Annotated in this window: 20 protein-coding genes; 4 read left to right on the forward strand and 16 right to left on the reverse strand. The window is 69.0% G+C overall.

The features are described 5' to 3' along the window. Positions 1-324: 324 nt before the first annotated feature. The gene (locus tag VGJ96_02750) at positions 325-1,719 is read left to right on the forward strand and encodes an alpha-L-fucosidase (GenBank protein HEY3286019.1); all 1,395 of its coding nucleotides are present in this window, start codon (positions 325-327) and stop codon (positions 1,717-1,719) included. A gap of 6 nt (positions 1,720-1,725) precedes the next feature. Here VGJ96_02750 and VGJ96_02755 read toward each other — a convergent pair whose 3' ends face one another. Next, positions 1,726-2,505, reverse strand: coding sequence for a hypothetical protein (locus VGJ96_02755; protein HEY3286020.1), 780 nt, complete (start codon positions 2,503-2,505; stop codon positions 1,726-1,728). A gap of 147 nt (positions 2,506-2,652) precedes the next feature. Here VGJ96_02755 and VGJ96_02760 point away from each other — a divergent pair, with 147 nt between their 5' ends. Then, positions 2,653-3,048 carry a cytochrome c gene (locus tag VGJ96_02760; protein ID HEY3286021.1) on the forward strand — a complete coding sequence of 132 codons (396 nt, stop codon included), beginning with the start codon at positions 2,653-2,655 and terminating at the stop codon, positions 3,046-3,048. A gap of 63 nt (positions 3,049-3,111) precedes the next feature. Beyond that, a complete protein-coding gene (locus tag VGJ96_02765; protein HEY3286022.1) occupies positions 3,112-3,582 on the forward strand; it encodes a TerB family tellurite resistance protein in 471 nt (156 codons plus the stop codon). Positions 3,583-3,700: 118 nt separating this feature from the next. On the opposite strand, the gene VGJ96_02770 is transcribed toward VGJ96_02765, so the two are convergent. The 14 genes from VGJ96_02770 to larE form a co-directional block, all read right to left on the reverse strand. Beyond that, a complete protein-coding gene (locus tag VGJ96_02770; protein ID HEY3286023.1) occupies positions 3,701-5,176 on the reverse strand; it encodes a M20 family peptidase in 1,476 nt (491 codons plus the stop codon). A 120-nt stretch (positions 5,177-5,296) separates the two neighbouring features. Then, a complete protein-coding gene (locus VGJ96_02775) occupies positions 5,297-6,823 on the reverse strand; it encodes a hydantoinase B/oxoprolinase family protein (GenBank protein ID HEY3286024.1) in 1,527 nt (508 codons plus the stop codon). Further along, positions 6,820-8,739 (reverse strand): hydantoinase/oxoprolinase family protein, encoded by a 1,920-nt coding sequence (locus tag VGJ96_02780; protein HEY3286025.1) that lies wholly within the window; start codon positions 8,737-8,739, stop codon positions 6,820-6,822. The genes VGJ96_02775 and VGJ96_02780 overlap by 4 nt, the downstream gene beginning before the upstream one ends. Beyond that, a complete protein-coding gene (locus tag VGJ96_02785) occupies positions 8,736-10,049 on the reverse strand; it encodes a DUF4105 domain-containing protein (GenBank protein ID HEY3286026.1) in 1,314 nt (437 codons plus the stop codon). The genes VGJ96_02780 and VGJ96_02785 overlap by 4 nt, the downstream gene beginning before the upstream one ends. Continuing rightward, complete coding sequence (locus tag VGJ96_02790) at positions 10,049-11,425, reverse strand: SpoIID/LytB domain-containing protein (GenBank protein ID HEY3286027.1); 1,377 nt, start codon at positions 11,423-11,425, stop codon at positions 10,049-10,051. The genes VGJ96_02785 and VGJ96_02790 overlap by 1 nt, the downstream gene beginning before the upstream one ends. Beyond that, positions 11,422-12,804: a 30S ribosomal protein S12 methylthiotransferase RimO gene (rimO, locus tag VGJ96_02795; GenBank protein ID HEY3286028.1), complete on the reverse strand. Its 1,383-nt coding sequence runs from the start codon at positions 12,802-12,804 to the stop codon at positions 11,422-11,424. Before rimO ends, VGJ96_02790 begins: the two co-directional genes overlap by 4 nt. Beyond that, complete coding sequence (locus VGJ96_02800; protein ID HEY3286029.1) at positions 12,801-13,304, reverse strand: YajQ family cyclic di-GMP-binding protein; 504 nt, start codon at positions 13,302-13,304, stop codon at positions 12,801-12,803. The genes rimO and VGJ96_02800 overlap by 4 nt, the downstream gene beginning before the upstream one ends. Positions 13,305-13,492: 188 nt before the next feature. Further along, entirely contained in the window at positions 13,493-14,389 is an 897-nt protein-coding gene (locus VGJ96_02805; GenBank protein ID HEY3286030.1) for an RNA polymerase sigma factor RpoD/SigA, read from the reverse strand. A 48-nt stretch (positions 14,390-14,437) separates the two neighbouring features. Further along, on the reverse strand, positions 14,438-15,217 hold the full coding sequence (gene lepB, locus VGJ96_02810; GenBank protein HEY3286031.1) for a signal peptidase I: 780 nt from the start codon (positions 15,215-15,217) through the stop codon (positions 14,438-14,440). 202 nt (positions 15,218-15,419) lie between these two features. Further along, positions 15,420-16,901 (reverse strand): aldehyde dehydrogenase family protein, encoded by a 1,482-nt coding sequence (locus VGJ96_02815; protein HEY3286032.1) that lies wholly within the window; start codon positions 16,899-16,901, stop codon positions 15,420-15,422. A 307-nt stretch (positions 16,902-17,208) separates the two neighbouring features. Next, the gene (locus VGJ96_02820; GenBank protein ID HEY3286033.1) at positions 17,209-17,655 is read right to left on the reverse strand and encodes a hypothetical protein; all 447 of its coding nucleotides are present in this window, start codon (positions 17,653-17,655) and stop codon (positions 17,209-17,211) included. Next, positions 17,655-19,016, reverse strand: coding sequence for a sigma-54 dependent transcriptional regulator (locus tag VGJ96_02825; GenBank protein HEY3286034.1), 1,362 nt, complete (start codon positions 19,014-19,016; stop codon positions 17,655-17,657). Before VGJ96_02825 ends, VGJ96_02820 begins: the two co-directional genes overlap by 1 nt. Then, positions 19,013-19,669 carry a hypothetical protein gene (locus VGJ96_02830; protein HEY3286035.1) on the reverse strand — a complete coding sequence of 219 codons (657 nt, stop codon included), beginning with the start codon at positions 19,667-19,669 and terminating at the stop codon, positions 19,013-19,015. The genes VGJ96_02825 and VGJ96_02830 overlap by 4 nt, the downstream gene beginning before the upstream one ends. Next, positions 19,669-20,568, reverse strand: coding sequence for an ATP-dependent sacrificial sulfur transferase LarE (larE, locus tag VGJ96_02835; protein ID HEY3286036.1), 900 nt, complete (start codon positions 20,566-20,568; stop codon positions 19,669-19,671). The genes VGJ96_02830 and larE overlap by 1 nt, the downstream gene beginning before the upstream one ends. A 333-nt stretch (positions 20,569-20,901) precedes the next feature. Between larE and VGJ96_02840 the strand changes: the two genes are divergently transcribed. Further along, positions 20,902-21,720, forward strand: a complete 819-nt coding sequence (locus VGJ96_02840; protein ID HEY3286037.1) for a methyltransferase domain-containing protein — start codon at positions 20,902-20,904, stop codon at positions 21,718-21,720. 133 nt (positions 21,721-21,853) lie between these two features. Here the strand turns inward: VGJ96_02840 and VGJ96_02845 are convergent, their stop codons facing one another. Next, positions 21,854-22,723, reverse strand: a complete 870-nt coding sequence (locus tag VGJ96_02845; protein ID HEY3286038.1) for a class I SAM-dependent methyltransferase — start codon at positions 22,721-22,723, stop codon at positions 21,854-21,856. Positions 22,724-22,842: the final 119 nt, after the last annotated feature.

Raw genomic sequence — 22,842 nt, forward strand, 5'->3', positions numbered from 1 at the left:
CGAGCGTGAAGTTCAGCCCGCACCGACTGCAGAAGATCGCGTCGGCGGCAGTCGGGGCACCGCATTTCGAGCAGGTGGTCGGCAGGGGGCGCTCCGTCAGCGGAGGGGTTCTACAATGGGCCTAAGATTGTCGGCGGCGCGGGAACTGTGTCAAGGAAGCGCGCGATTCCTTAAGCGGGGGTGAACGGCTCGGAACGGGGAGGCGATGATCTCCCTCCCCGTTCCACGTCTCGTCCCACCTCGCGGCGCCTCTACCCCCTCCCCGTTCCGCGCGGTGCTTCTCCTCTCGCCAGACGATCCGGCCTGTCGTAACCTTCTGCCACCATGATCAATCGCCGCGATTTCATCTGCGCCGGTACGCAGGCCGCGCTCGTCTCGCTCGCGGCGCCAACGTTGGCGCGCGCCCTCTCCCCCGCCCTCGCCCCCGCCCTGTCCGCGCCGTGGAGTGCACCCGACCGGATGCAGTGGTGGCGCGAGGCGCGGTTCGGAATGTTCGTCCACTTCGGCCTCTACTCGACGCTGGCCGGCGAGTGGAATGGGCGCACCGACTACGGCGAGTGGATCCGCAACAACGCGCGGATCCCGATCGAGCAGTACGATACGTTCCTCCAGCGATTCAACCCGACCGCCTTCGACGCCGACCGCATGGCCGCGCTCGCCGCCGCCGCGGGGATGAAGTACCTGGTGATCACCACCAAGCACCACGACGGTTTCTCGCTCTGGCCATCGAAGCAGGGCGCGTTCAACGTCGCGCACACGCCGTACCAGCGCGACATCATGCGCGCCGTTGCCGACGCCTGCCGGCGCCACGGCGTCGTGCCGTGCTGGTACCACTCCATCATGGACTGGCACCATCCCGACTACCTGCCGCGCCGCGACTGGGAGAAGTCCGCGCGGCCCGCCGCCGGCGCGTCGTTCGACCGCTACGTGCAGTACCTGCACGCGCAGGTGGAAGAACTACTCACCTGGTACGGTGACATTGGCGTGATGTGGTTCGACGGGGAGTGGGAGGGCGAGACCTGGACCTACGCGCGCGGCGAGGCGCTCGCCGAACACGTGCTTCGGCTGAGCCCGCGCACGCTCATCAACAGCCGGGTGGTCGGCCAGCCGGCCAACGGGCTCGAGGCCAAGCTCACCCGGCCGAAGCTGGGCGACTTCGGCACGCCCGAGCAGAAGGTCCCGGATCGCGGGCTCCCCGGCGTTGACTGGGAGTCGTGCATCACGATGAACAACAACTGGGGCTACAATCGCGCGGACAACAATTGGAAGTCGGTCCCGGCGCTCGTCGGCCTGCTCACCGAGACGGCGTCCAAGGGCGGCAACCTGCTGCTGAACGTCGGCCCCAAGGGCGACGGTTCGGTGCCGGCCGAGAGCGTCGAGCGACTCGAGGGCATCGCGCGCTGGATGAAGACACACGGCGAGGCGATCCACGGCACGCAGGCGTCGCCCTTCGACGGCCTGGCCTTCCGCGTCACGCGCGGGGCGCGGCGGTTCAATTGCTTCTTCTTCGAGTGGCCGTCATCGCGGGAGGTGCTGCTCCCCGGGCTGCGCACGCTGCCGCAACGCGCACGAATGCTCGGCGGCGCACCGCGCGACACGCTCACGGCGCGCCGCGTGGACCAGGGCGTGGTCGTCACGCTCCCGCAGCGGGCGAGCGACCCCGTCTGCTCGGTGCTTGCCCTCGACTTCGCACAGGCACCGGAGATCGCCGGCGCCTGAGTGTCGCTAGCGCGCCGCGCGCACCCGCAGCCCAACCGCCGTGAGTGCCAGCAGCAGCGACACCGCCGCTGCCGCCAGCGCGGCGTTCACCACCAGTTCCGGGTGCGGCAGGGCGGCCGGCCCGCTCTGCCGGTCGGCAATGCCGACGAAGGCCCACACGAACACCAGCGGGAAGAGCACGTCGTGCCGCCGCCAGACGATGACGACCGCACGCAGCGTGGCCACGGCCAGCATGATTGCCGTCCAGAGCTGGGGCGACAGTCCCCATCCGCTCCAGTTGTTGAGCCAGAGCACGTCGGCGGCGTTGGCGATAGTCGCGACGGATATCCACCCGAGGTAGAGGCCGAACGGCGCATCCACGCACCACCGCTCCATGGCGCCGCTCGGCGTGCGGCCTACGCCCAGCCGTCGGTAGCTGACGATCAGCGTGGTGAGCAGGGCGAACATCACGACGAGGCTCAGCGTGAACTGGTTGTAGTGCCAGCAGACCAGCCACAAGGAGTTGAACACGCCGCTCAGCGCGAACCAGTATCCGAGGGCGGCGAAGCGGGGCTTGTCACGGTTCGCCGGAAGCAGCTGGTAGATGCAGAAGAGCAACCAGGCGAGATAGATGACACCCCAGATGGCGAAGACGTAGCCGTTTGGGACGAAGTAGACCTTGAACCGGTCGGAGACCTGCCCCGTGTTCTGCCCGTTGAACGGAATGATGTTCGCGAGGGCGTTCACGGTGATGGTCGCGAGCACTGAGGCGAGATTCACCCAGGCGCGGCGGGCGGCGGAGTTCATTGAGGCGATGCGGTTGGCGATGGTGGCTAAACCCACTTCTTCCGGGGAAAGTTGCCAGGGCTAACGAACGGCCCCATGCCAAACGTATAGTTTCGGCCATCAGTCGGCGTGTGCCGACGTCTCCAGTCCCCTCACCGTGAGCCCCCCATGCGTCTCCGCCCGACCGTCGTCTCCCTGCTCGCCGCCGGCCTCGCGGCCGTGGCCGCCTGCCATCCGGGCGGCGTGCGCCGTCCGCCCCAGGTCACACCCGTGAGCGTCGCGCTCGGCGATTCGCTCTTCAATACCGGCGCCTGCCAGCGGTGCCACGGCAAGGGCGGCGTCGGCGCGCAGAACGCCCCCGCTTTGGACGGCAAGAGGTGGCTGCAGCTCAAGACGGGGAGCTACGACGAGATCGTGAAAATCATTACCGAAGGCGTGCCGCAGACGGCCATCAAGGACCCTGCGCACCGGTTTGCCATGCGCGGCCGTGGCGGCCCGATGAACCTCAACGACGCGCAGGTGCAGGCCGTGGCCGCGTACGTCTGGACGCTGTCGCACAAGTAGGCCCCGCCCCTTCGGAGTCCGCCGCCGAGACTTTCGGGACGGCTTGATCGTCCAGACTGTGAGATGCTGGACTCCCTCCGCCACTTCATCCGCCAGCGGCGGTCGGTGGAGATTCGGCGCACCCCGGCCGAATCTCCGCACGACGAAATTCAGCTGGCAGCCACCGCGCTGCTGCTGGACCTGGCCTACGCCGACGGCGAACTCACGCCGCCGGAGCGGTCGGCCGTGGAATCAGCGCTGAGCCGACATTTCAATCTCGACGTCCCCAGCGTGCACGAACTCCTGACGATGGCAGAAGACGTGCGCCGAAAGGCGGTGGATCACTTCCAGTTCACGCAGATGATCTGCGATCACCTCGACGTGGGCCAGCGCGTGGTGCTGGCCGAGGTGATGTACGGCGTGATCCTGTCCGACGGACGCGTGGACGACAGCGAGTCGATGCTGCTGCGCAAGCTCGCCAACTTGCTCGACGTCGCCCCGGGCTACTTGAGCGAGGCCAAGCGGCGGGCGAGCCAGTCGCACCCGGCCTACTGACGCGGGCCTGCTGACGCCGGCCTACTGACTTCGGCCCACCGGCGCCGACCATCGGCGCCGACCTATCGGCGCCGACTTACGGGCGCCGACTTACCGGCGCCGGTCTCGTGATGCTCGCCTACAGCCCGTCGGTGTTCCGCAGCAGGCGCTCGTAGAAGCGCACCGCGCTGAGGTAGCCGCCGAGCGCGACGCGCTCGTTGGTGCCATGCGCCCGCGTGAGGGCGTCGGCCGTCATCGGCGCGGCGAGAAAGCGAAACGTCTGGCTGCTGACGTCGGACCAGTTTCGGGCGTCGGTGCCGCCGGTGACAAGGTACGGCGTCACGATGAGGTCCGGCTCGGAGAAGATCTCGCGCAGCGAGCGTTCCACCACCTTGAAGCCGAGCCCGCTGGCGTCACTCACCGGCGACGGCTCGGTGCGGAATCCCACCGCCTCGATGGCGACGCCGGAGTCGGCGATCACCTGCCGCACGCGCTCCGTCACGCTGGCGATCGTCTCGCCGGGGCGAATGCGGAAATTGACGGTCGCCCTGGCCGCGATGGGCAGGACGTTGGCCTTCACCCCGCCGCTGACGATCGTGACGGCGGTTGTGGTGCGCAGCATCGCGGCGCCGGCGGGCTTGGCCGCCATTCCCTTCACCACCATCGGACCGAAGAGCCACAGGTTGCTCATTGCCATCCGGGCGGCGTAGGGCATGGCGGGCTGCAGGCGTTCCATCATCTGCCGGCTTGGGCCATCCAGCACCAGCGGGAAGGGTGACTGCTCCAGGCGGGTGATGGCCGTGGCCAAGCGACCGATGGCGGTATGTGCCGGCGGCGTGGAGGAGTGCCCTCCGGTGCCCTTCACCGTCAGTTGCAGCGAGAGAAATCCCTTCTCCGAGGCGCCGATGAGCGCCACGGTCCCCTTGGCGCCGACGACCGCACCGGGCATGATGGCGCCACCCTCGTCCAGCACGAGCGCCGGCGCCTTGATGCCGCGCTTGATCAGCTCGGCCTTGAGTGCGCGCGCCCCGCTCCCACCGACTTCCTCGTCATGGCCGAACGCGAAGTAGATGGTGCGCTTGGGCTGGAAGCCGGCGCGCAACGCGCCTTCGGCGCCTTCGAGCACGGCGAGCACGGAAACCTTGTCGTCGAGCGTGCCGCGTCCCCAGATGAACCCATCGGCCACGGCGCCGGAGAATGGCGGCTGCGTCCACGCCGCTTCGGTTCCCGGAATGACGGGGACCACGTCCAGATGTCCCATCAGCACCACCGGGGCGAGCGTCGTGTCGCTCCCTTTCCAGGTGTACAGCAGCGCGAGGCCGGCGACGGTCTCCCGCGTCAGGTGCTGATGCACCAGCGGGAAGCTGGTGCGCAGATGTTCGTGCAGCGCGCGAAACGCGGCACTGTCGGGAGCGCGCGTCCCCTCTTCATAGCTGATGGTCTGGAACTGCACGGCCGTGGCGAGCCGCGCGATCGCGCCCGCGGAATCGACGGCCACCGTAACCGGCGCTACCGCCCTGGACTCGGCGGTGGCCGAATGGCGGGCCGTGTTCGCGACCACGACAACAACGCACAGCGCGACGAGGCCCAGGAGGGCGAGCAGAACTTTCTTCATGGCGGGGAGTGAGGGAGGATCGAAAACTGCCAACAACGTCAGCGGTCCGCTATCTGCGTCCTACTTCGCCAATCGCGATCCGGATTCGCCATCCTCGATCGGAATCCGGAATCCCGATCCTCAATCGCCGTACCCCCCGCCACCCGGTGTCTCGATCGTCAGCACGTCGCCCGGCTGCAGTTCGCGCCGGCACTTGGCGGGGAGCGACGCGCCGTTCAGCAGGTTATGGCCGGGGGCGCCGTCCCCGCCCCCGTGCGACCCGCGCGGCGCGCGCATTCGCCGCTCGGTGAGCAGCGTCACCGTGCAGCGCTCGAGCACGCGATAGCGGCGCACGACGCCATCGCCGCCGGCCTTCGCCCCGCGTCCGCCCGACCCGCGACGCACCGCGTAGGTGTCGATACGGATGGGATACGCCTGCTCAAGCGACTCGATGGGCGTGTTGCGCGTGTTGCTCATCCCCACGTGCACGGCGCTCGGCCCGGGTCCGCGATGGCTGGCCCCCTGGCCGCCGCCGAGCGTCTCGTAGAACGTCCAGCCATCGCCGCCAAAGGTGACGTTGTTCATCGTCCCCTGCCCCTGCGCGGGAGCCGGCACGCCGGCATTTGCGAGCGCGGCGAAGAGCAGGTCGGTGATGCGCTGCGACGTTTCCACGTTCCCCGCCGCCACGGCGCTCGGCCAGCGTGCGGCAATGAAGCAATCGTCGGGCGTGATGATCTCGATGGGGCGCGCAATGCCGTCATTCGTCGGCACGTCGTCATCCAGGAGCGAGCGCAGCACGAAGAGCGCCGCGGCGCGCGTGACCGCCACCGGACAATTGATGTTGCCGCGCACGCGCGGGCTCGTGCCGTGGAAGTCGAGCGTCAGGCGACCATCGCGCACGCGCAGCTTCACGCGCACCGGCACGAGCGCATCGGTGACGCCGTCGCCCTCGAGGAAGTCCTCCGCCTCGGCGTCGAGGTCGCCGAGCTCGCGCAGGCGCGCCACGGCGCGGCGTTCGGCGTAGTCGAGCAGGGCCGACGCCCCCGTCTCGACGTGCGTCACGCCCTCGCGGGCGCGCAGGGCGCGCCACCCCGCCGCTCCCGCGTGGCAGGCCGACTGCTGGGCGGCCAGATCGCCGCGCCGCTCGCCCGGCGTGCGCACGTTGGCGAGCACCAGCGCAAGAAGCGACTCGTCGAGCACCCCCAGCGGCGCGAGCCGGACGGGCGGCAGCACGATCCCCTCCTGCACCAGCTCGGTGGCGCCGAATGGCATCGATCCGGGGCTCATCCCGCCGACGTCGGCGTGATGCGCGCGCACCGCCGCGTAGCCGGCGATGCCGCCGCCGTCCTCGATCGCCTCGACCATCGTGAGGTCGGGCAGGTGCGATCCGCCGTGATACGGATCGTTGAGCAGCCAGACATCGCCGGCGGCCGGCCCGCGCTCGCGCACGGCGCGCACCGCCTCGGGCATCGCGCCGAGGTGCACCGGAATGTGCGCCGCCTGCGCGATCATCCGCCCGGCGGCGTCGAACAGCGCGCACGACGCATCGCGGCGCTCGCGGATGTTGGGCGACAGCGACCCGCGCGTGAGCACGGCGCCCATCTCCTCGGCGATCATCGCGACGCTCGACGCGAAGACGCGAATGGCCAGCGGATCGAAGCCGCTCATTGACCACGCTCCATCAGCCAGCCGCCGACGGCAAGGGCGCGCGCCGTCCACCCCGGCGCCACATAGAGCGTCGCGTCGGGGAGCGTGATGACCGCTTCACCGGCAACGACGGCGTCGCACGGGGAACCGTCGTCCACGAGCGCGCTCGCGTTCCACGTCGGCGCACCGTGGCGCGCAAAGCTCACGGACTCTGCCTGCGAACTCGCGGTGTGGCGCATCGCGACGACCTCGACGGCGCGGTCGAGCACAAAGCCGTATCGCGACTGGTGCCGCTCGGTGAAGCGGGCCGCGATCGTCGCGCCGTCCTCGCCGGGGGCGAAGGGGACATCGAGCTCATACCCCTGCCCCACGTAGCGCGTGCGCGCGATCCACGCGCGCACCGCGCCATCCACCTGCGCCGCGAGCACGTCGGCGAGCGCGCGCACCCGGGCCGCGTCAAGCGTCGTGGTGCGCTGCATCACGCTGGTGGCCGCCTCGCGCCGCTCGGGCGCCATCGCCAATCCAAGCGCGCTGAGGACGCCGGCGTGGGGTGGCACGAGCACGCGGGTGGAGCCAATCAGGTCGGCGAGCGCGCAGGCGTGCAACGGGCCGCCGCCGCCGAAGGCCATCAGCACGCAACTGCGAGGATCGACGCCGCGGTCCACACTGACGCGCCGCAGGGCGCGCGCCATTTCGGCATCGGCAATGTTGAGCATCGCCTGGGCGGTACGTTCCGTGGTCGCGCCAAGTCGCTCGGCGAGCGCGCTGACCACGCGTTGCGACGCGTTCGCATCGAGCGTCACACCGCCACTCATCGGATGCGGCGCGATGCGCGCCAGCACGAGGTTCGCATCGGTGACCGTGGGCTGGCTGCCGCCGCGCCCGAAGGCGGCGGGCCCGGGCATCGCCCCCGCGCTCCGCGGGCCGACGCGAAGCGCCCCGCCGTCGTCAATCCATCCGATGGAACCGCCGCCCGCCGAGACGGTGTCCACGAGCACGCGCGGCAGCGCGATGGGGACGCCGGCGACGTCGCCTCCCGATTCGACGAGCGGCTCGCCATCGAGGATGAGGCCGGCATCGGCACTCGTGCCGCCGATGTCGATGGTGAGGGCGCGATCAAAGCCCGCCGCGCGCAGCACGGCGGCCGCGCCTACCACACCGCCCGCGGGACCGGAGAGTGCGAGTGACGAGGCGGCGCGCGCGGCTTCCGATGCGGTTCGCATGCCGCCACCCGACGTCATGACGCTCGGGGCGGGATGACCGCGCTGTCCGACGGTCTCGCCGAGCCGCGCGAGATACTTCGCGACCGCCGGCCGGGCGTAGCCCTCGGCCACGGCGGTCGCGGTGCGCTCGTATTCGCGAATCTCCGGCAGCACCTGATGCGCGCAGACGACGTCGGCGCTGGGGAGCACCGCACTGATGGCCGACGCCAGACGCAGTTCGTGCGCGCCGTCGGCGTAGGCGTGGAGCAGCGAGATCACCACGACCTGCGGCGCCCGCGCCGCCACCTCGCGGGCCACCCGTGCGATCTCGGCCTCCGTGAGCGCGACCCGCACGCCCTCCGGCTCGCGGCGCTCGCGCACCGCCACCACGTCATCGGGCGTCACCAGCGGCGTCGGGTGCGCCGCGGAGAGGTCGTACAACGACGCGCGCTCCTGTCGTCGCAGCTCGAGCAGGTCGGTGGCCCCTTCGGTGGCGCACAGCACGACGCGCGCCCCGCGGCGCTCGAGCAGCAGGTTGGTGACAACCGTGGTGCCGTGCGCGATGCGCGCGATGCCGCCCGGCGGCGCGGCGAAGGCATCGAGCGCGGCTGCCACGCCCTCGCTCTGATCGGCGGGTGTGCTGAGCACCTTGCGGGTGACGACGATGCCGTCGGCGCCGATCGCCGCGAGGTCGGTGAAGGTGCCGCCGACGTCGATGCCGACGGCGAAGGTCACGCGGATTCGGGCCGGAGGAGCGTGAGCGCCGGCACGAGCAGCGCGAGGTACATCATCGTCGGCGCGAACGTCATCGTCACGGCGCCGGTGGACTGCCCCGTCGCCCCCGCCATCGAGACGACGAGCGCGATCAGGGCGCTGGCTCCGCACAGCCCGCCGATCCACCGTGCCACGCGCGCCCCGCGGCCGTTCGCTATCGCGCGTGGCACGAACCAGGCGGCGACGAGCGCCAGCGGACTGAGCAGCAGCACGTTCCAGTTGCCGAACCAGAACGTGTGCTTGGAGAAGATCTCCATGAAGAGCACGGCGGTGCCGGCAAATCCCGTCGCGACGTACCAGAGCGCGGCGATCGCGGCGATCGCGACGCGCGCAACGCGCTGCGCCGTTGGCCATCGCCCGCGGAGCGCGCTCAGGAAGGCGATGCCGCCGAGCAGCGCCAGCGGCACGAGCGAGCCGAGCGCGACCGCGATGTAGATGCCCGGGAACGTCTGCGGCGCCGGCGCTTCGGGATCGCGCATGGCCGTGAAGACCACGCGCTCGCTCGCGACCAGCTTCTCCGGCTTCCCGTCGGGCCCGGGCACCTCAATGCCACGCAGGCGATCGCGCAGGCGCATCGGGACGTACATCTCCTCCCATGCCGTCATGCGCTTGTCGGCGCGCGGCCCGAGGGCGATGTCGATGCCCAGCCGGCTGACGGGCGTCCCTTCCGTCAGGCGCAGGGCCTCCCCGCGGAACGAATGGTCGCTCAGCGAATCGGCCCAGGCCCGCTTGAGGGCACCGCCAAGCACGCGGTCGAGCGCGTCGCGGACCCGCGTGGAGCAATTGTCGAGGAAGTAGTCGTAGCGATAGTACTTGTTCTCGTCGCGTTCATTCCAGCGCACGAAGCGGAGCAATTCCAGCTTCTGCGCCCCACTGAGGTTGAGCACCTGCTCCACCGTATGGCGGTCGTTCTCCTGATAGTAGGCGAGGAGCGGCACCGTCTCGTAGCCCGCCACCCAGTAGCGTGTGTCGCCGCTGAGAAAGCGCCCCAGGAAGTTGGGCTCGTCGAAGGAGAACATCCCCCAGTTCCATGCCACATCGAGCCCGCTGAGCGGGTCGGCGATGCGGATGGCGTTATGCCCGAAACGTTCGAAGACGGGCGTCCCCTGCCCGAACGTCAGCAGGGAGACCGTCACGCGACGCGCCGACGCGGTGTCGCCGCGCGGCACGTCGAGTTGGGCGTGCACCGTCGTGGAGGCCGCGGCCACGGCCAGGATGGCGATGACGAGCGACCGCAGTCGAGAGGCGAAGGGAAGCATAGGGTGTGACATCAGCTCGCGGGACCGAGCTCCGTGCCCGGATAGTAGGTGCGGAGAATCGTGCGGAAGTCCTGTCCGGCGCGCGCGCGGCCGATGGCCCCCCACTGGCACATCCCGATGCCGTGCCCCCAGCCGTTGCCGCGAATGACGAGCCGCCGCAACGCGCCACCCGGACCAGTCTCCGACTCGACGGAAAAATAGGTGCTGTTCAGTATCTCGCTACCGGGGGCGCGAAGGACGTAGCGCACGTCATTGCCCCGAACCGCGTACCGCCCGCCATCCGTTTCGATACGCAGCAGCCCGACGCGGCCGGTCACGGTGCGCGTTTCGACGGACACCCGCGTGGCATGCCCCGGTCCGCCATTGGGCACACTCGTGTAGTTGCGCAGGTACTGGCGCAGCGCCGCGTCGAGCTCGTCGGATTCGAGCGTGCGCGTCCACGCGAAGCGCGGTGCGGGATCGCAGTAGTAACGCTGGGTGCCGGGTATGCGGTCGCTCACGGGGCGCAGGTAGGGCTGGTTTCCCGAGCGCCAGACTTCGTCGGGGCTGGCCGTTTCGCCGCCGCACGCCGCGGAATAGGGGGCATCCACCGTGCGCCCGCCGTACCTGAGGACGAGGCCCGCGGTGCTCGCGACGGCCGCGTCGCTGAACGGACGCTCCGCGTCGGCGCCGCCGTACACTTGGTCAGCGGTGCTGGCAACCACGTCGTAGTTGGCGTGACGGGCCGCACTGCCGCCGGCCGCGGCGAGCCGTACGAACGTGTACGAACGCGCCGCCACCGCCTGCGCTTCCACCGCCGCCTGCTCCGCCGCGGTGCGGCCGCCGATCTCGAGCGGGACGACGCCGCGCAGATACTGCTCCACGGGGAGGGCGTTCACCACCATCACGCCCACGCCGTCGTCGGCCGCGTGAAAGCGCAGGACCCCGCGGTAGCGCTTGCCATTGTAGAGGAGGTAATCGTCGGCGCGATCGGCGCGCAGGACGAGCGGCGCCGGCCGCCACGCCGTGGCGTAGCCGTCGGTGCGCACCGCGCGCAATTCGTCATTCCGGCGTTCGAGCGTCCACGCCTCGCCCGGCCGTCCGCGCAGCAACACGCTCTCGCGGTCCTCGAACAGGCGCCACGCCCCCGTGGCCGCGATGCCCGGCGCCGGCGTCGTCACTGCGAGTGCGACGCGCACGTCGCGCCGTCCCTCGTTTCGGAAGTCGGGCGTCTCATCGCGCGGCACTTCCTCGGGCCGCGGCGTCGGCGCTGCCACTGTATCCACCGGCACGGCCGCGGGCTGTCCGATGACACGAATGGGTTCTTCGATGGGAACGCCGAGTCGCGTCGTGACGCACGCGCCGATGAACAGGAGCGCAGCGCCCGCGGCGAGCCGGCGACGGGTCAACGGCCGTAGCTCCCGACGCTCGACGTCATCACGGGAAGCGACCGGCCGCCCGCCGCCTTCGGGGCGGGCGCTTCATCCACCGTGTGCACGCGGGCGCGGAAATCGTAGTCGTCCACCACTTCGAGCACCTCAACCTCGGCGAAGCGCCCGGCCGGCACGTCACGGTCGAGAAAGGTGAGGCCGTCAATGTCATCGGCCTGCCACGGCAGTCGACCGGCGGCGGGATGCTCGCCCGCGGCGGACTCCTGCACCAGGACACGCGACCGCGCGCCGAGGCGCGACTCGTAGCGTCCCGCGGTGATGTGGCGCTGCAGTTCCTGCACGCGCTCCAGCCGCTCGCGCTTCACGTCCTCGGGCACATCGTCCGTCATCTGCGCGGCGTGCGTCCCCTCCTGCGGCGAGTACGCAAACACACCGACGCGTTCGAACTCGACTTCCTCGAGGAAGTCGAGCAGCTGCGCCACGTCGTCCTCCGTCTCCCCCGGGAAGCCGACGATGCAGGTGGTGCGCATCGCGACGCCGGGGACGGCGTCGCGGAAGCGCGCGACCTTCTCGCGGATGGTCTTCTGGCGTTCCGGACGCCGCATCCTCTCGAGCACGGCATCGGACGCGTGCTGGATGGGCATGTCGAGGTAGCGCACGATGCGCGGCTCGTCGGCGATGACCTCGAGCAACTGCGGCGTGATCCCGGCCGAGTACAGGTACATGTTGCGGATCCAGGGGATCGACGTCTCGCGCACCAGCGCGCGCAGCACTTCCGGAAGCCGCACGCCGTCGCGGCGGTCGCGCCCGTAGTGCGCCAGGTCCTGCGCCACGAGGTTGACCTCGCGCGCCCCCTGCATCTCGAGCAGCTGCGCCTCGCGCACGATGTCGTCGAGCGCGAACGACCGGTGCTTGCCGCGCATCAGCGGGATGGCGCAGAAGGCGCAGCCGTGATCGCACCCCTCGCTCAACTTCAGGTATCGCACCCACGGCGTGTCGCCGGTGTAGAGGCGCACGCCCGGATGCAGCGTCTCCGGATCGCCGATCAGCCCGCGCTCGTGCAGCGCCGCGGCGAGCCGGTCGGTCTCGGACGCGCCAAGGAAGAGGTCCACCTCGGGCAGCGCGACCTGCATCTCGGCCTTGTGGCGCTCCACCATGCACCCCACGGCCACCACGGTGCGGCAGGCGCCGTCGCCCTTGAGCTGCGCCGCCTCGAGGATGGCGTCGAGCGACTCCTTCTTGGCCGCGTCAATGAAGCCGCAGGTGTTGACGACGATCAGCTCGGCCTCGTCGAGCGCCTCCACCGGCTCGCCGCCGTGCGCGCGCAGCTCGGCGACGTAGCGTTCGCTGTCGACGGTGTTCTTGTCGCAGCCGAGGGTGACGACGGAAAACTTCAACGGTAGTTCCCGAACTTCAGTTCCACGCCGTAGTCGCCGCCGCGGAGCAGCGCCATGGCCGCCTGCAGGGCGTCCTTGTCCGGGCCGCTGACGCGCACCTGATCGCCCTGGATGGAGGCCTGCACCTTCTTGAGCTTCGCGTCCTTGATGGCGGCCGCGACCTTCTTGGCCGTGTCGGAGTCGAGCGCCTGCTTGAGCGTGATCTCCTTCTTCAGCGTGTCGCCGCCGGCCGGGACGTTCTCGCCGATCTCGAGGTTCTTCACCGGCACGCCGCGACGGATCAGCTTGGACTGCACGATGTCGAAGAGCGCGCGCATCCGCATGTCGTGATCGGTGTGCAGCCGGATGACCCCCTCGGCGCGCGCGAACTCGATGGTCAGCACCTTGGCGTCCTTGAAGTCGTAGCGCTGGCTCGACTCCTTCTGCGCCTGGTTGATGGCGTTGTCGACTTCCTGGAGGTCGACGCCGGTGGTGACATCAAAGCTGAAGGCAGAGGCCATTATTCAGGCTGATGGAGGATAAGGAATCCGGATTGCGACTGAGGATTACGACTACGGATTGCGATTGGCGATTCTAGAAATCGAAACCGGTGAGGGGCAAATGGAAAGGGCGCGGCCACCCGCCCCGCGCCCTGAGCACTGCCGTACTCTGTCGTACTCTGTCGTACTCTGTCGTACTCTGTCGTAGTCTAACTCCCCAGATATGATTCCAGCGCCTTCGCCCGGCTAATATGCCGCAAGCGAGACAGGGCCTTCTCCTTGATCTGCCGCACCCGTTCCCGCGTGATGTTGAGCACCTCGCCGATCTCCTCGAGCGTCATCGGCTCGGCGCCGTCGAGCCCGAAGTAGAGCTTGAGGATCTTCGCCTCGCGCTCCTTGAGTCCGCGCAGCGCCTCGTGGATCGACTCGGTGAGCGCCTTCTCGAACGTCTCCTCATCCGGGGTGCGGCTTTCCGTGTCGGGGAGATAGTCGAGCAGACGGTTGTCCTCCCCCGGCGACATCGGCGCGTCGAGCGAGAGGTGCGTCTGCGAGATGAGCATCGTCCGGGCGACTTCTTCCTCGGTGATGTCCATCCCGTCGGCGATTTCGGCGTGCGTCGCCTCGCGCCCCAGTTCCTGCAGCAGCGCGCTGGCGCGCTTGCCGATGCGGTGCAGCGTCCCGGCGCGGTTGAGCGGCACGCGCACGATGCGCGACTGCTCGGCGAGCGCCTGCAGGATGGCCTGGCGGATCCACCAGACGGCGTAGGAGATGAACTTGATCCCCTTCGTCTCGTCGAACTTGTGGGCGGCGCGGATCAGGCCGAGGTTGCCCTCGTTGATCAGGTCGGAGAGCGACACGCCCTGATTCTGGTATTTCTTGGCGACCGACACCACGAAGCGCAGGTTGGAGCGCACCAGCTTGTCGAGCGCTTCCTGGTCCCCGGCGCGAATGCGCTGGGCCAGGTCGACCTCGTCCTCGCGCGTGATCAGCGGAAAGACGCTGATGTCGCGCAAGTACTGGTCCAGCGACCCTTCCTCTGACTGGTGCTTCTTGCGGTGCGCTCCCGCCATGCGGGCACGCCCCGTGCGCTCTGATGGGTCAGTCATACCGTGCAGAATGTGGTGGGCGTCGCGACCGTGCGGAAGCCCACCCCGTCAGCGAACACGCGTGCCGAGGCGGCGCCACCGGACGTTTGTCAAGAAGGAGACGGGCGAGGTGCTGTCGGGGGCGTAGCTGAAATAGACGAGGATCGGACGCCCCTTCACCATCGAATCCGGCACGAAGCCCCAGTAGCGGCTGTCGAGCGAGTTGTCGCGATTGTCGCCCAGCACGAAGAGGTGCCGCGGCGGAACGACGAGCGGGCCCCAGTTGTTGCGCGAGGGATGGTACGCCCTGCCCTTCGGCAATCGACGGGCCAGGAATTCGCGCTGCCAGCGAAACTCCTCGCCCACCGGGTCCGAGCCCGGCTCCGTGTGCGACGTGTAGCGCTCACGCAACCGCTGGCCGTTCCGCTGCAGCACGCCGTCCACCATGCCCACGGTGTCGCCGGGCAGGCCGACGACGCGCTTCACGAAGTCCTTCGTCGGATCCACCGGCCACCGAAAGACGATGACCTCGCCGCGCAGCGGCGCGTGCGCCGCCGGCAGGCGCGTGCCGGTGAACGGCACCTCCGCGCCATACACCATCTTGTTCACGAGCAGGAAGTCGCCGACGAGCAGCGTCCCTTCCATGGAGCCGCTCGGGATCTTGAACGCCTCGACGATGAACGAGCGGATGAGGAAGAAGAGCAGCAGCGCCGTCGCCATCGACTTTGTCCACTCCCAGAACGCGCGCAACGGCTGCCAGCGACGGCGGCGCGGCGTCGGCCCGAAGCGCGGCTCGCCACTCACGAGGGGCGGGTCGAGGTCGTCGGGGAGGAGGGAGGGGACGGTCATGGGGTCATTTGGGAGATAGTCGGGGCGGACCGGGTAATCAAGGAGGACGGGCCGGACGGAACGAGGAGGGGGTAGAGGCCAAGGGACGGGGGCTGAGTTATGGAACGAGGAGGGAGGTCTCTGGCGCGCCAGTGAGCTCCCTCCTCGTTCCAACTCCCATCCCACCTCGCCAAGTCTCTACCCCCTCCTCGTTCCGCGCGGCCTAATAGTTGTCGATCTGTGCGCGCTGAAGAGCCCCGCTGTAGTCGATGTATCCCACCTTCGTCTCCGAGAAGAACTCGTACACTTCCCATCCCCCTTCCCGATGGCCGTTCCCCGTCGCCTTGACGCCGCCGAACGGAAGGTGCGCCTCGGCGCCGATGGTGGGGGCGTTGATGTAGGTGATCCCGTTGTCGAGATGCTGCAGCGCCTGGAAGGCGATGTTCACGTCCTGCGTGTACACCGAGGACGACAGGCCGTACGCGACATCGTTGTTCACGGTGAACGCTTCGGCGGCGTCCTTCACCCTGATGACGCTGAGCACCGGGCCGAAGATCTCTTCCTGCTCCAGGCGCGAGCCCGCCTTCACGTTGGTGAAGATGGTCGGCTGATAGAAGAAGCCGTGATCGAGGTCGCCGCCGGTGGCCTTCTGGCCGCCGAGCGCGAGCGTGGCGCCCTCGCCCTTCCCGATCTGTACGTAGTTCTCGACGTTCTGCCGCGAGGCTTCATTCACCAGCGGCCCCACATCCGTCCCCTTCTTGCGGCCGTCGCCGAGCTTCAGCTTGGCGGCGCGATCCACGAGCATCTTCACGAACTTGTCGTGCACGCCGTCCTGCACGATGAGGCGGCTGGTGGCCGTGCAGCGCTGCCCCGTGGTGCCGAACGCCCCCCAGAGCACGCCGTCGAGGGCGAGATCGAGGTCGGCATCGTTGAGCACGATCATCGCGTTCTTGCCGCCCATCTCGAGCGACAGCCGCTTGTGCGTGCGTCCGCAGACCTCGCCGATCTTGCTGCCGGTCTCGGTGGAGCCGGTGAACGAGACGAGCGCGACGTCGGGATGGTTCACGATCGCGTTGCCCACGCGGCCCGGACCGTGCACCAGCTGCACCACCTCCGGCGGCAGCCCCGCCTCGAGCAGGATCTCCACAAGCACGTGACCGGTGTGCGGCACGTCGGTGGCCGGCTTGAAGACGACGGAGTTCCCGCACAACAGCGCCGGGAAGATCTTCCAGGTCGGAATGGCGAGCGGGAAGTTGAACGGCGTGATGATGCCGGCCACGCCGATCGGACGGCGGAACGACATCGCCCACTTGTTGCGCAGTTCGCTCGGCACCGTGTGCCCGAACAGGCGGCGCCCCTCGGTGGCGGCGTAGTACGCGGTGTCGATGCCCTCCTGCACGTCGCCCTTGGTTTCGGCGATCGGCTTGCCCATCTCGCGGGTCATCAGGTCGGCGACTTCGTCCTTGCGGCGCACCAGGATGTCGCCGACGCGGCGCAGCACATCGCCGCGCGCCGGCGCCGGGGTCTTCTTCCAGAGCTCGAACCCCTTCTTGGCGCTCGCCACCGCGCGATTCACGTCGCTGGCGTCGCCCTTGGGAAAGAGGCCGATGAGATCGCGCGTGTCGGCCGGATTGCGGTTCTCGGCGTACTCGCCGGTGGAGGACTCAACCCACTGGCCGGCGATGAAACTCTTGAAGTGTGTCATGGAGATGGCAGATGGCGGATGGCAGATGGCGGATGGCAGAAGCCAGGCGCCGTACTGCGGTGAAATCTACGCTCGAACGGGAGTCGGCGGGCATCGTGGAATACCGCTGGGCGCTGTCAGCGTACCGATGACAGCGGCGGCAAGAACGAAGATGGCGGCGCCCCGCGCGGAGCACCGCCATCCGCCATCGGCCATCCGCCATCCGCCATCGGCCATCCGCCGTCGGCCATCAGCCATCGGCCATCGGCCATCGGCCATCGGCCATCCGCCGTCTGCCATCGCTCAGACGTCCACACTCAACCCGCCCCTACCTAGCGCAACTCCACCCTACCGGGTGCGCCGCCGTCGGCTTGGCGTACCCCGTGCGCGGCAGCACCTCGATGGACGCGAGCACCAGCCCCCACAGCACGAGCAGCAGCGCCAGCGTGTGCGCCTTCCCCGCGCGATGCCGGAACGTCCACACCGACGACCAGATGCCGCTCACGAGCAGGGCCGCGACCGCGCCAAGGTACCCCGTGAGACCGAGCCCGCAGCGCGCGCTGTACGGCCAGAAGACCATCCCCACGCCAAGCGCCACCGTCAGCGAGAGACGGAGGAAGACGCCCCAGGTCGATGTGCTCTTCTGCAGTTCAGCGGCCTGCGCCTTGGCGGGTGCGCCCTTGGCCGCCTTGGTCGGAAAGAGCGCTTCGTCGCTCACCGACTCGAGCTGACGATCGATCTTCTTGAGTTCAGCGTCCCAATTGCGGTCGCTCATCACTGCTCCCGCGCCAAGGCGTGGCGCTCGATCTTCTTGTAGAGGTTCGACCGCGGCATGTCGAGCGCGCGGGCCGTCTCGGCAACGTTCCAGTCGTGTTCGCGCAGCTTGGCCGTCAGGAACGCGCGCTCGGCGGCCAGCTTGAATTCCTCGAAGGTGCGGCACGAATCGAGGCCGCCCAGCGACGACCCCTCGACGGCGCGCGCGCCGACGAGGCGCTCGACATCGGCGACGGTCACCTGCGACCCGCGCGAAAGGATCAGCAGCCGCTCGACGGTGTTGCGCAGTTCGCGCACGTTCCCCGGCCACTCGAGGGCGGTCAGCCGCTCGGCGGCGGCCAGCTCCATCCCGCGGGCCGCCGAGCCCTTCGGCGCGAACTGGTCGAGGAAGTACTGAATGAGCACCGGAATGTCGTCGCGCCGCTCGCGCAGCGGCGGCACCACCACCGGCACGACATTGAGCCGGTAGTAGAGGTCCTCGCGGAAGCGGCCGGCCCCGATTTCCTCCTCGAGCGTCTTGTTCGTGGCCGCGACCACGCGCACGTCCACCGTGCGCGGCTTCTGCCCGCCGATGCGCGTGACCTCTCCCTCCTGCAGGACGCGCAGCACCTTGGCCTGCGCGGCCAGCGACATGTCGCCGATCTCGTCGAGGAAGAGCGTGCCACTGTCGGCCTGTTCGAACTTCCCCGCGCGGTCCTGCACCGCGCCGGTGAACGATCCCTTCATGTGGCCGAAGAGCTCACTCTCGATGAGCTCGCTGGGAATGGCCGCGCAATTGACTTCCACAAATGGCCCCGCCGCGCGCCGCGACTGCCGGTGCAGCGCGCGCGCCACCAGTTCCTTGCCGGTGCCGTTCTCGCCCGTGATCAGCACGCGCGCGTCGGTGGCCGCCACGCGGTCGATGGTCTCGATGAGCGCGCGAATGGCATACGACCGGCCGACAATCTCGTATTTCTGCTCCACCACCTCGCGCAGGCGTGCATTCTCCTCGCGCAGCGCGAGGTGGCCGATGGCATTGCGCAGCGTGACGAGGATGCGGTCGGTGTCGAGCGGCTTCTCCATGATGTCGTAGGCGCCGCCCTGCGTCGCCTCGACCGCGTTCTGGATGGTGGCATGGCCGCTGATCATCACGACGATGGCGGCCGCGTCGAGCGCGCGAATGCGGCGCAGCGTCTCGAGGCCGTCCATCCCGGCCATCTTCACGTCGAGGAAGGTGAGCTGCGGCCGGAACTGCTCGTACGCCGCCAGTCCGCCCGCGCCCGACGCCTCGGTGCGCACTTCATAGCCCTCGTACTCGAGCAGCTGCGACAGCGCGTCGCGGATGCCCTGCTCGTCGTCGATCACCAGGATGCGCCGGCTCACGGGACCGCCTTGTAGAGCACGATCTTGCCGCTGGAGATGCGCACGTCGGCAACGCCGGGCGGCGCCGGCATGGCCACCACGCCGGGCGCGAGGCTGTCGGTGCGCTGCCGCACGCTGATGCGCTTCACGATCCGGTCGATGAGCGCGCCGGGAAGTCGCAGCTCGTTGACCGTCATCTGCGTGACGTGCAGGCCGAGCACGCCAGGCTGCACCATCGCCAGCTGTCCGCCAATGAGCACCGGCTGGCGCCCGTCGAGCATCGAGCCGAGCGGCCCGAGCGACTTGGGATCGCCGAGTTCGGAGACGGCCACGTTGGCGCGCAGCAGCAGCGTGTCGCCGTGCACGGCCGCCTCGGGGCTGCCTGCTGTCGCGCCGAAGATCTTCATGGCCGGCTCCATCTGCCAGGCCGCGAACTCGGCGGGCGTGAGCGTCGCGTAGACCGGTCCGCGCTTTTCCGTCAGCCGCGCCGCGAGGCGGGCGCCGGCCTTCGCGCCGTCGGCGGTGATGGGGGCCCAGGTGACCGTCGAGGCCGTCGGAGTGGCGACCACCATCGCGCGCACCCGAGGATACCACCACGGTTTCGTGTACCAGCCGCCAACCGCCAGCACGGCGAGGAGGATCAGGCAGCCGAGGCGTCCAAGGCATCCAAACATCAGCCGTTCTCCGAGAGGTCGAGCACGCGCGCATCGGCGCGCTCGTCCCGAGTCAGTTCGTTGAGTGAGCCGCTGCGGAATCCACGCAGGTCGAGTTCCACCCGGCTGAATCCGGCGGCCTTCACCGCCGCCCGCACGGCCGGGCGCTGCGCGGGCCTGCTCCAGCGTTCCATCTGGTCATGGTCCATCTCGAGTCGCGCGGTGTCGCCGTGGAAGCGGACGCGGAGATTGCCGGTGATCCCGAGCGCACGCAGCGCCCGTTCGGCGTTTTCCACTTTCCGGAGCCGCAGCGGCGTCACCTCGGTGCCGTGCGGCAGGCGCGACGACAGGCACGGCGAGGACGGCTGATCCCACGTCGGGATGCCGCGCAGCCGGGAGAGCTGCCGAATTTCTTCCTTCGAGAATTTCAACTCCTGCAGCGGCGACTTCACGCCCGCTTCGCGTCCCGCCTGCGCCCCCGGGCGGAAATCGGCGGTGTCGTCGTCGTTGCTGCCGTCCACGATCACCGCGATGCCCCGTTCGCGGGCGATGGGGACGAGCTTGCTCCACAATTCAGTCTTGCAGTAGTAGCAGCGGTTGATCGGATTGGCCGCGTAGTGCGGATCGCGCAGCTCGTCGGTGTCGATCTCGAGCACCGGCACCCTGAACTCATCGGCCACCTGCCGTGCCCGCGTCCACTGCTCCAGCGGATACGACGCGCTGCGGCCGATGACGGCTAGCACGTTCTTGGGCCCGACGGCATCCAGCGCCACGCACGCGAGGTACGCGGAGTCGACGCCACCCGAATAGCCGATCAGCACGGAGCCATGCCGCCGGATCCACTCGAGCAGCAGGGATTCCTTGCGGAGCAGCCGGGCTTCGACGGCACCGGGGGGCGTGGGTTCGCGATCGGTATCCATATGAAGGAAAGGTAGTGTCCACTAATACGGACGGAACCTTGGAAAGTGCCGCAACGAGGAGGAGATTTGGGGACTCGGAACGGGGAGGAGATGGAGGCCAAGGGACGGGGGACGAGTGCAGGAACGAGGCGGGGACGAGAGGGTACGAGCGGAGATCCCCATCCTCGTTCCGACTCTCCCGCCTCGTCCCCGCGCCTCTACCCCCTCCTCGTTCCGACGCCTTGTTGTCTGTTCTCCGTGAAGCTTCCGGCATAGACTGAATCCTCCTGCCGCGTCGCGACGCCGCCGCGGCATTGTTGTCCCGGCCTTCCCCCCGTGCCCAGGACAGTCATCATGATCGCCCCCCAGAACGACAGCGCGTTCGGTGATGCCATTTCGCGGCTGTACGAGCGTCACCTCGTCCCCCTCCTCTTCGAGCCGTACGCGGCCTTCACGGCGCAACGCGTCGCCGCACTCGGCGCCGGCCGCGTGCTCGAGACGGCAGCCGGTACCGGCGTCGTGACCCGCGCGCTGGCCAAGCGCCTTCCGGCGAAGGCGACCCTTACGGCCACCGACCTGAACCGCGCGATGCTTGACCGCGCGGTGAGCGCCGACATGCCGCGCCCCGTGACGTGGCGCCAGGCCGATGCCATGAAGCTGCCGTTCGCCGACGAGAGCTTTGACTGTGTCGTGTGCCAGTTCGGGGTGATGTTCTTCCCCGACAAGTCCGCCGCGTACGCCGAAGCCCGCCGCGTCCTGCGCCGCGGGGGCAGCTTCGTCTTCACGGTGTGGGACCGCATCGAGGACAACGAGTTTGCGGACACCGTGAATGACTCGCTGCGGCACGTCTTTCCCGACGATCCGCCCACCTTCATGCGTCGCACGCCGCACGGCTACTTCGATCGCGACCTGATCGCCCGCGACCTGCAATGGGCAGGGTTCTCGCACGTGCCGAAGTTCGAGACGGAAAGTGCGCGCAGCTGCGCGCCATCAGCGCACGAGCCAGCCGTCGCCTTCTGTCAGGGGACGCCCATTCGCAACGAGATCGAGGCGCGCGACGCCGCCCGGCTCGACGTGGCCACCCAGGTTGCGGCGGCGGCACTACAGAGACGGTTCGGGGATGGAGCGATCGAGGGGAAGATGCAAGCTCACCTCGTGGCGGTCGTGAAGTGAGCGGACACTACAAGTAAAGGGGAGGGGGTAGAGGCTTAGGGACGGGGAACGAGTGCAGGAACGGGATGGGGACGAGAGGGGACGGGCCGGTGTCCCCTCCTCGTCCCCACTCCCCTCCCTCGTCCCTACGCCTCTACCCCCTCCCCGTTCCGTTGGAAGTTACCAGCAGTACCACTCCCGCCATCCGTTCCGATTCGCGGCGCTGCCGTTTGGTCGAAAACCGGCCGATGAGCCCCCAGAGCCAGGCGCCGCGCATCTTGCGATTCAGGCGGTGGGACTCGCGCCAGCTTGAACGGAACTCGAGCTCGTGCCAGCCGGCGGGCTCGAAGAAGCCGGTCCCCGCCTCGGGCGCAAAGCGGAAAGGCGCCTGGCCGTCGGCGGCACGCTTACCCCAGGAACGTTGCATCCATTTGAGCAGGCGCGGGCTGGCGAGGTCGATCAGCCACCAGCGGAAAGAGGACTCTGCGTGCAGGTCGCGCGCCAGCGCGAGGACGTCCTCCTCGCCCAGGTAGATCAAGAGTCCCTCGGCGATGACGAAGACGCGCCGGTGCTCGCGCCCAAGCGCGGCGAAGATCGCGCGCCGAGCGGTCGCGTCCGAGAGGTCGGCCGGCATTCGCTCGTAGCGGCACGATGGCGTCGCGTCCTTCAGCACCGTCCACTTGTAGTCGAGCACGTCGGCGAAGTCGACGTCCACCCATCGCAGCGTCGACGGCAGCGCCAGGCGAAACGGCCGCGCATCGAGTCCCGCGGCGAGGTTCAGGACGCAGTCCACGCCGTCGTCGCGCACGCGGCGCAACAGCAGCTCGTCCATCACCTGCGTGCGCACAATCATCGACCAGGCCGCGCCGACACCGTTCTTCATCGTGCGCACGATCTCGTGACCGAGGTCGCCCGCCAGTTGCCGCGCGAACGGATCCCGGAACAGCGCATCGGGACGCTCGCTTTCCATCGCGCGATAGACGGCGACCCAGCGGGCGGTATCACTGACGTGCTGAATGGGCATGAGGGGGGACGAGGAGGGGGGACGAGGGGTGGAACGAGGAGGAGGTAGAGGCGGTGGGACGAGGGACGGGATGCGGAACGGGGAGGGAGGCCTTCAGGGCGCACGAGAGATCCCACTTC

It is taken from the genome of Gemmatimonadaceae bacterium, assembly GCA_036504815.1.
GTDB lineage: Bacteria > Gemmatimonadota > Gemmatimonadetes > Gemmatimonadales > Gemmatimonadaceae > PNKL01.

What these genes read in the sequence shown, in the direction of transcription:
- VGJ96_02750 (HEY3286019.1), top strand. Translation starts at nt 325, where the DNA reads ATGATCAATCGCCGCGATTTCATCTGCGCCGGTACGCAGGCCGCGCTC.
- VGJ96_02755 (HEY3286020.1), bottom strand. Translation starts at nt 2,505, where the DNA reads ATGAACTCCGCCGCCCGCCGCGCCTGGGTGAATCTCGCCTCAGTGCTC.
- VGJ96_02760 (HEY3286021.1), top strand. Translation starts at nt 2,653, where the DNA reads ATGCGTCTCCGCCCGACCGTCGTCTCCCTGCTCGCCGCCGGCCTCGCG.
- VGJ96_02765 (HEY3286022.1), top strand. Translation starts at nt 3,112, where the DNA reads ATGCTGGACTCCCTCCGCCACTTCATCCGCCAGCGGCGGTCGGTGGAG.
- VGJ96_02770 (HEY3286023.1), bottom strand. Translation starts at nt 5,176, where the DNA reads ATGAAGAAAGTTCTGCTCGCCCTCCTGGGCCTCGTCGCGCTGTGCGTT.
- VGJ96_02775 (HEY3286024.1), bottom strand. Translation starts at nt 6,823, where the DNA reads ATGAGCGGCTTCGATCCGCTGGCCATTCGCGTCTTCGCGTCGAGCGTC.
- VGJ96_02785 (HEY3286026.1), bottom strand. Translation starts at nt 10,049, where the DNA reads ATGTCACACCCTATGCTTCCCTTCGCCTCTCGACTGCGGTCGCTCGTC.
- VGJ96_02800 (HEY3286029.1), bottom strand. Translation starts at nt 13,304, where the DNA reads ATGGCCTCTGCCTTCAGCTTTGATGTCACCACCGGCGTCGACCTCCAG.
- VGJ96_02805 (HEY3286030.1), bottom strand. Translation starts at nt 14,389, where the DNA reads ATGACTGACCCATCAGAGCGCACGGGGCGTGCCCGCATGGCGGGAGCG.
- lepB (HEY3286031.1), bottom strand. Translation starts at nt 15,217, where the DNA reads ATGACCGTCCCCTCCCTCCTCCCCGACGACCTCGACCCGCCCCTCGTG.
- VGJ96_02815 (HEY3286032.1), bottom strand. Translation starts at nt 16,901, where the DNA reads ATGACACACTTCAAGAGTTTCATCGCCGGCCAGTGGGTTGAGTCCTCC.
- VGJ96_02820 (HEY3286033.1), bottom strand. Translation starts at nt 17,655, where the DNA reads ATGAGCGACCGCAATTGGGACGCTGAACTCAAGAAGATCGATCGTCAG.
- VGJ96_02830 (HEY3286035.1), bottom strand. Translation starts at nt 19,669, where the DNA reads ATGTTTGGATGCCTTGGACGCCTCGGCTGCCTGATCCTCCTCGCCGTG.
- larE (HEY3286036.1), bottom strand. Translation starts at nt 20,568, where the DNA reads ATGGATACCGATCGCGAACCCACGCCCCCCGGTGCCGTCGAAGCCCGG.
- VGJ96_02840 (HEY3286037.1), top strand. Translation starts at nt 20,902, where the DNA reads ATGATCGCCCCCCAGAACGACAGCGCGTTCGGTGATGCCATTTCGCGG.
- VGJ96_02845 (HEY3286038.1), bottom strand. Translation starts at nt 22,723, where the DNA reads ATGCCCATTCAGCACGTCAGTGATACCGCCCGCTGGGTCGCCGTCTAT.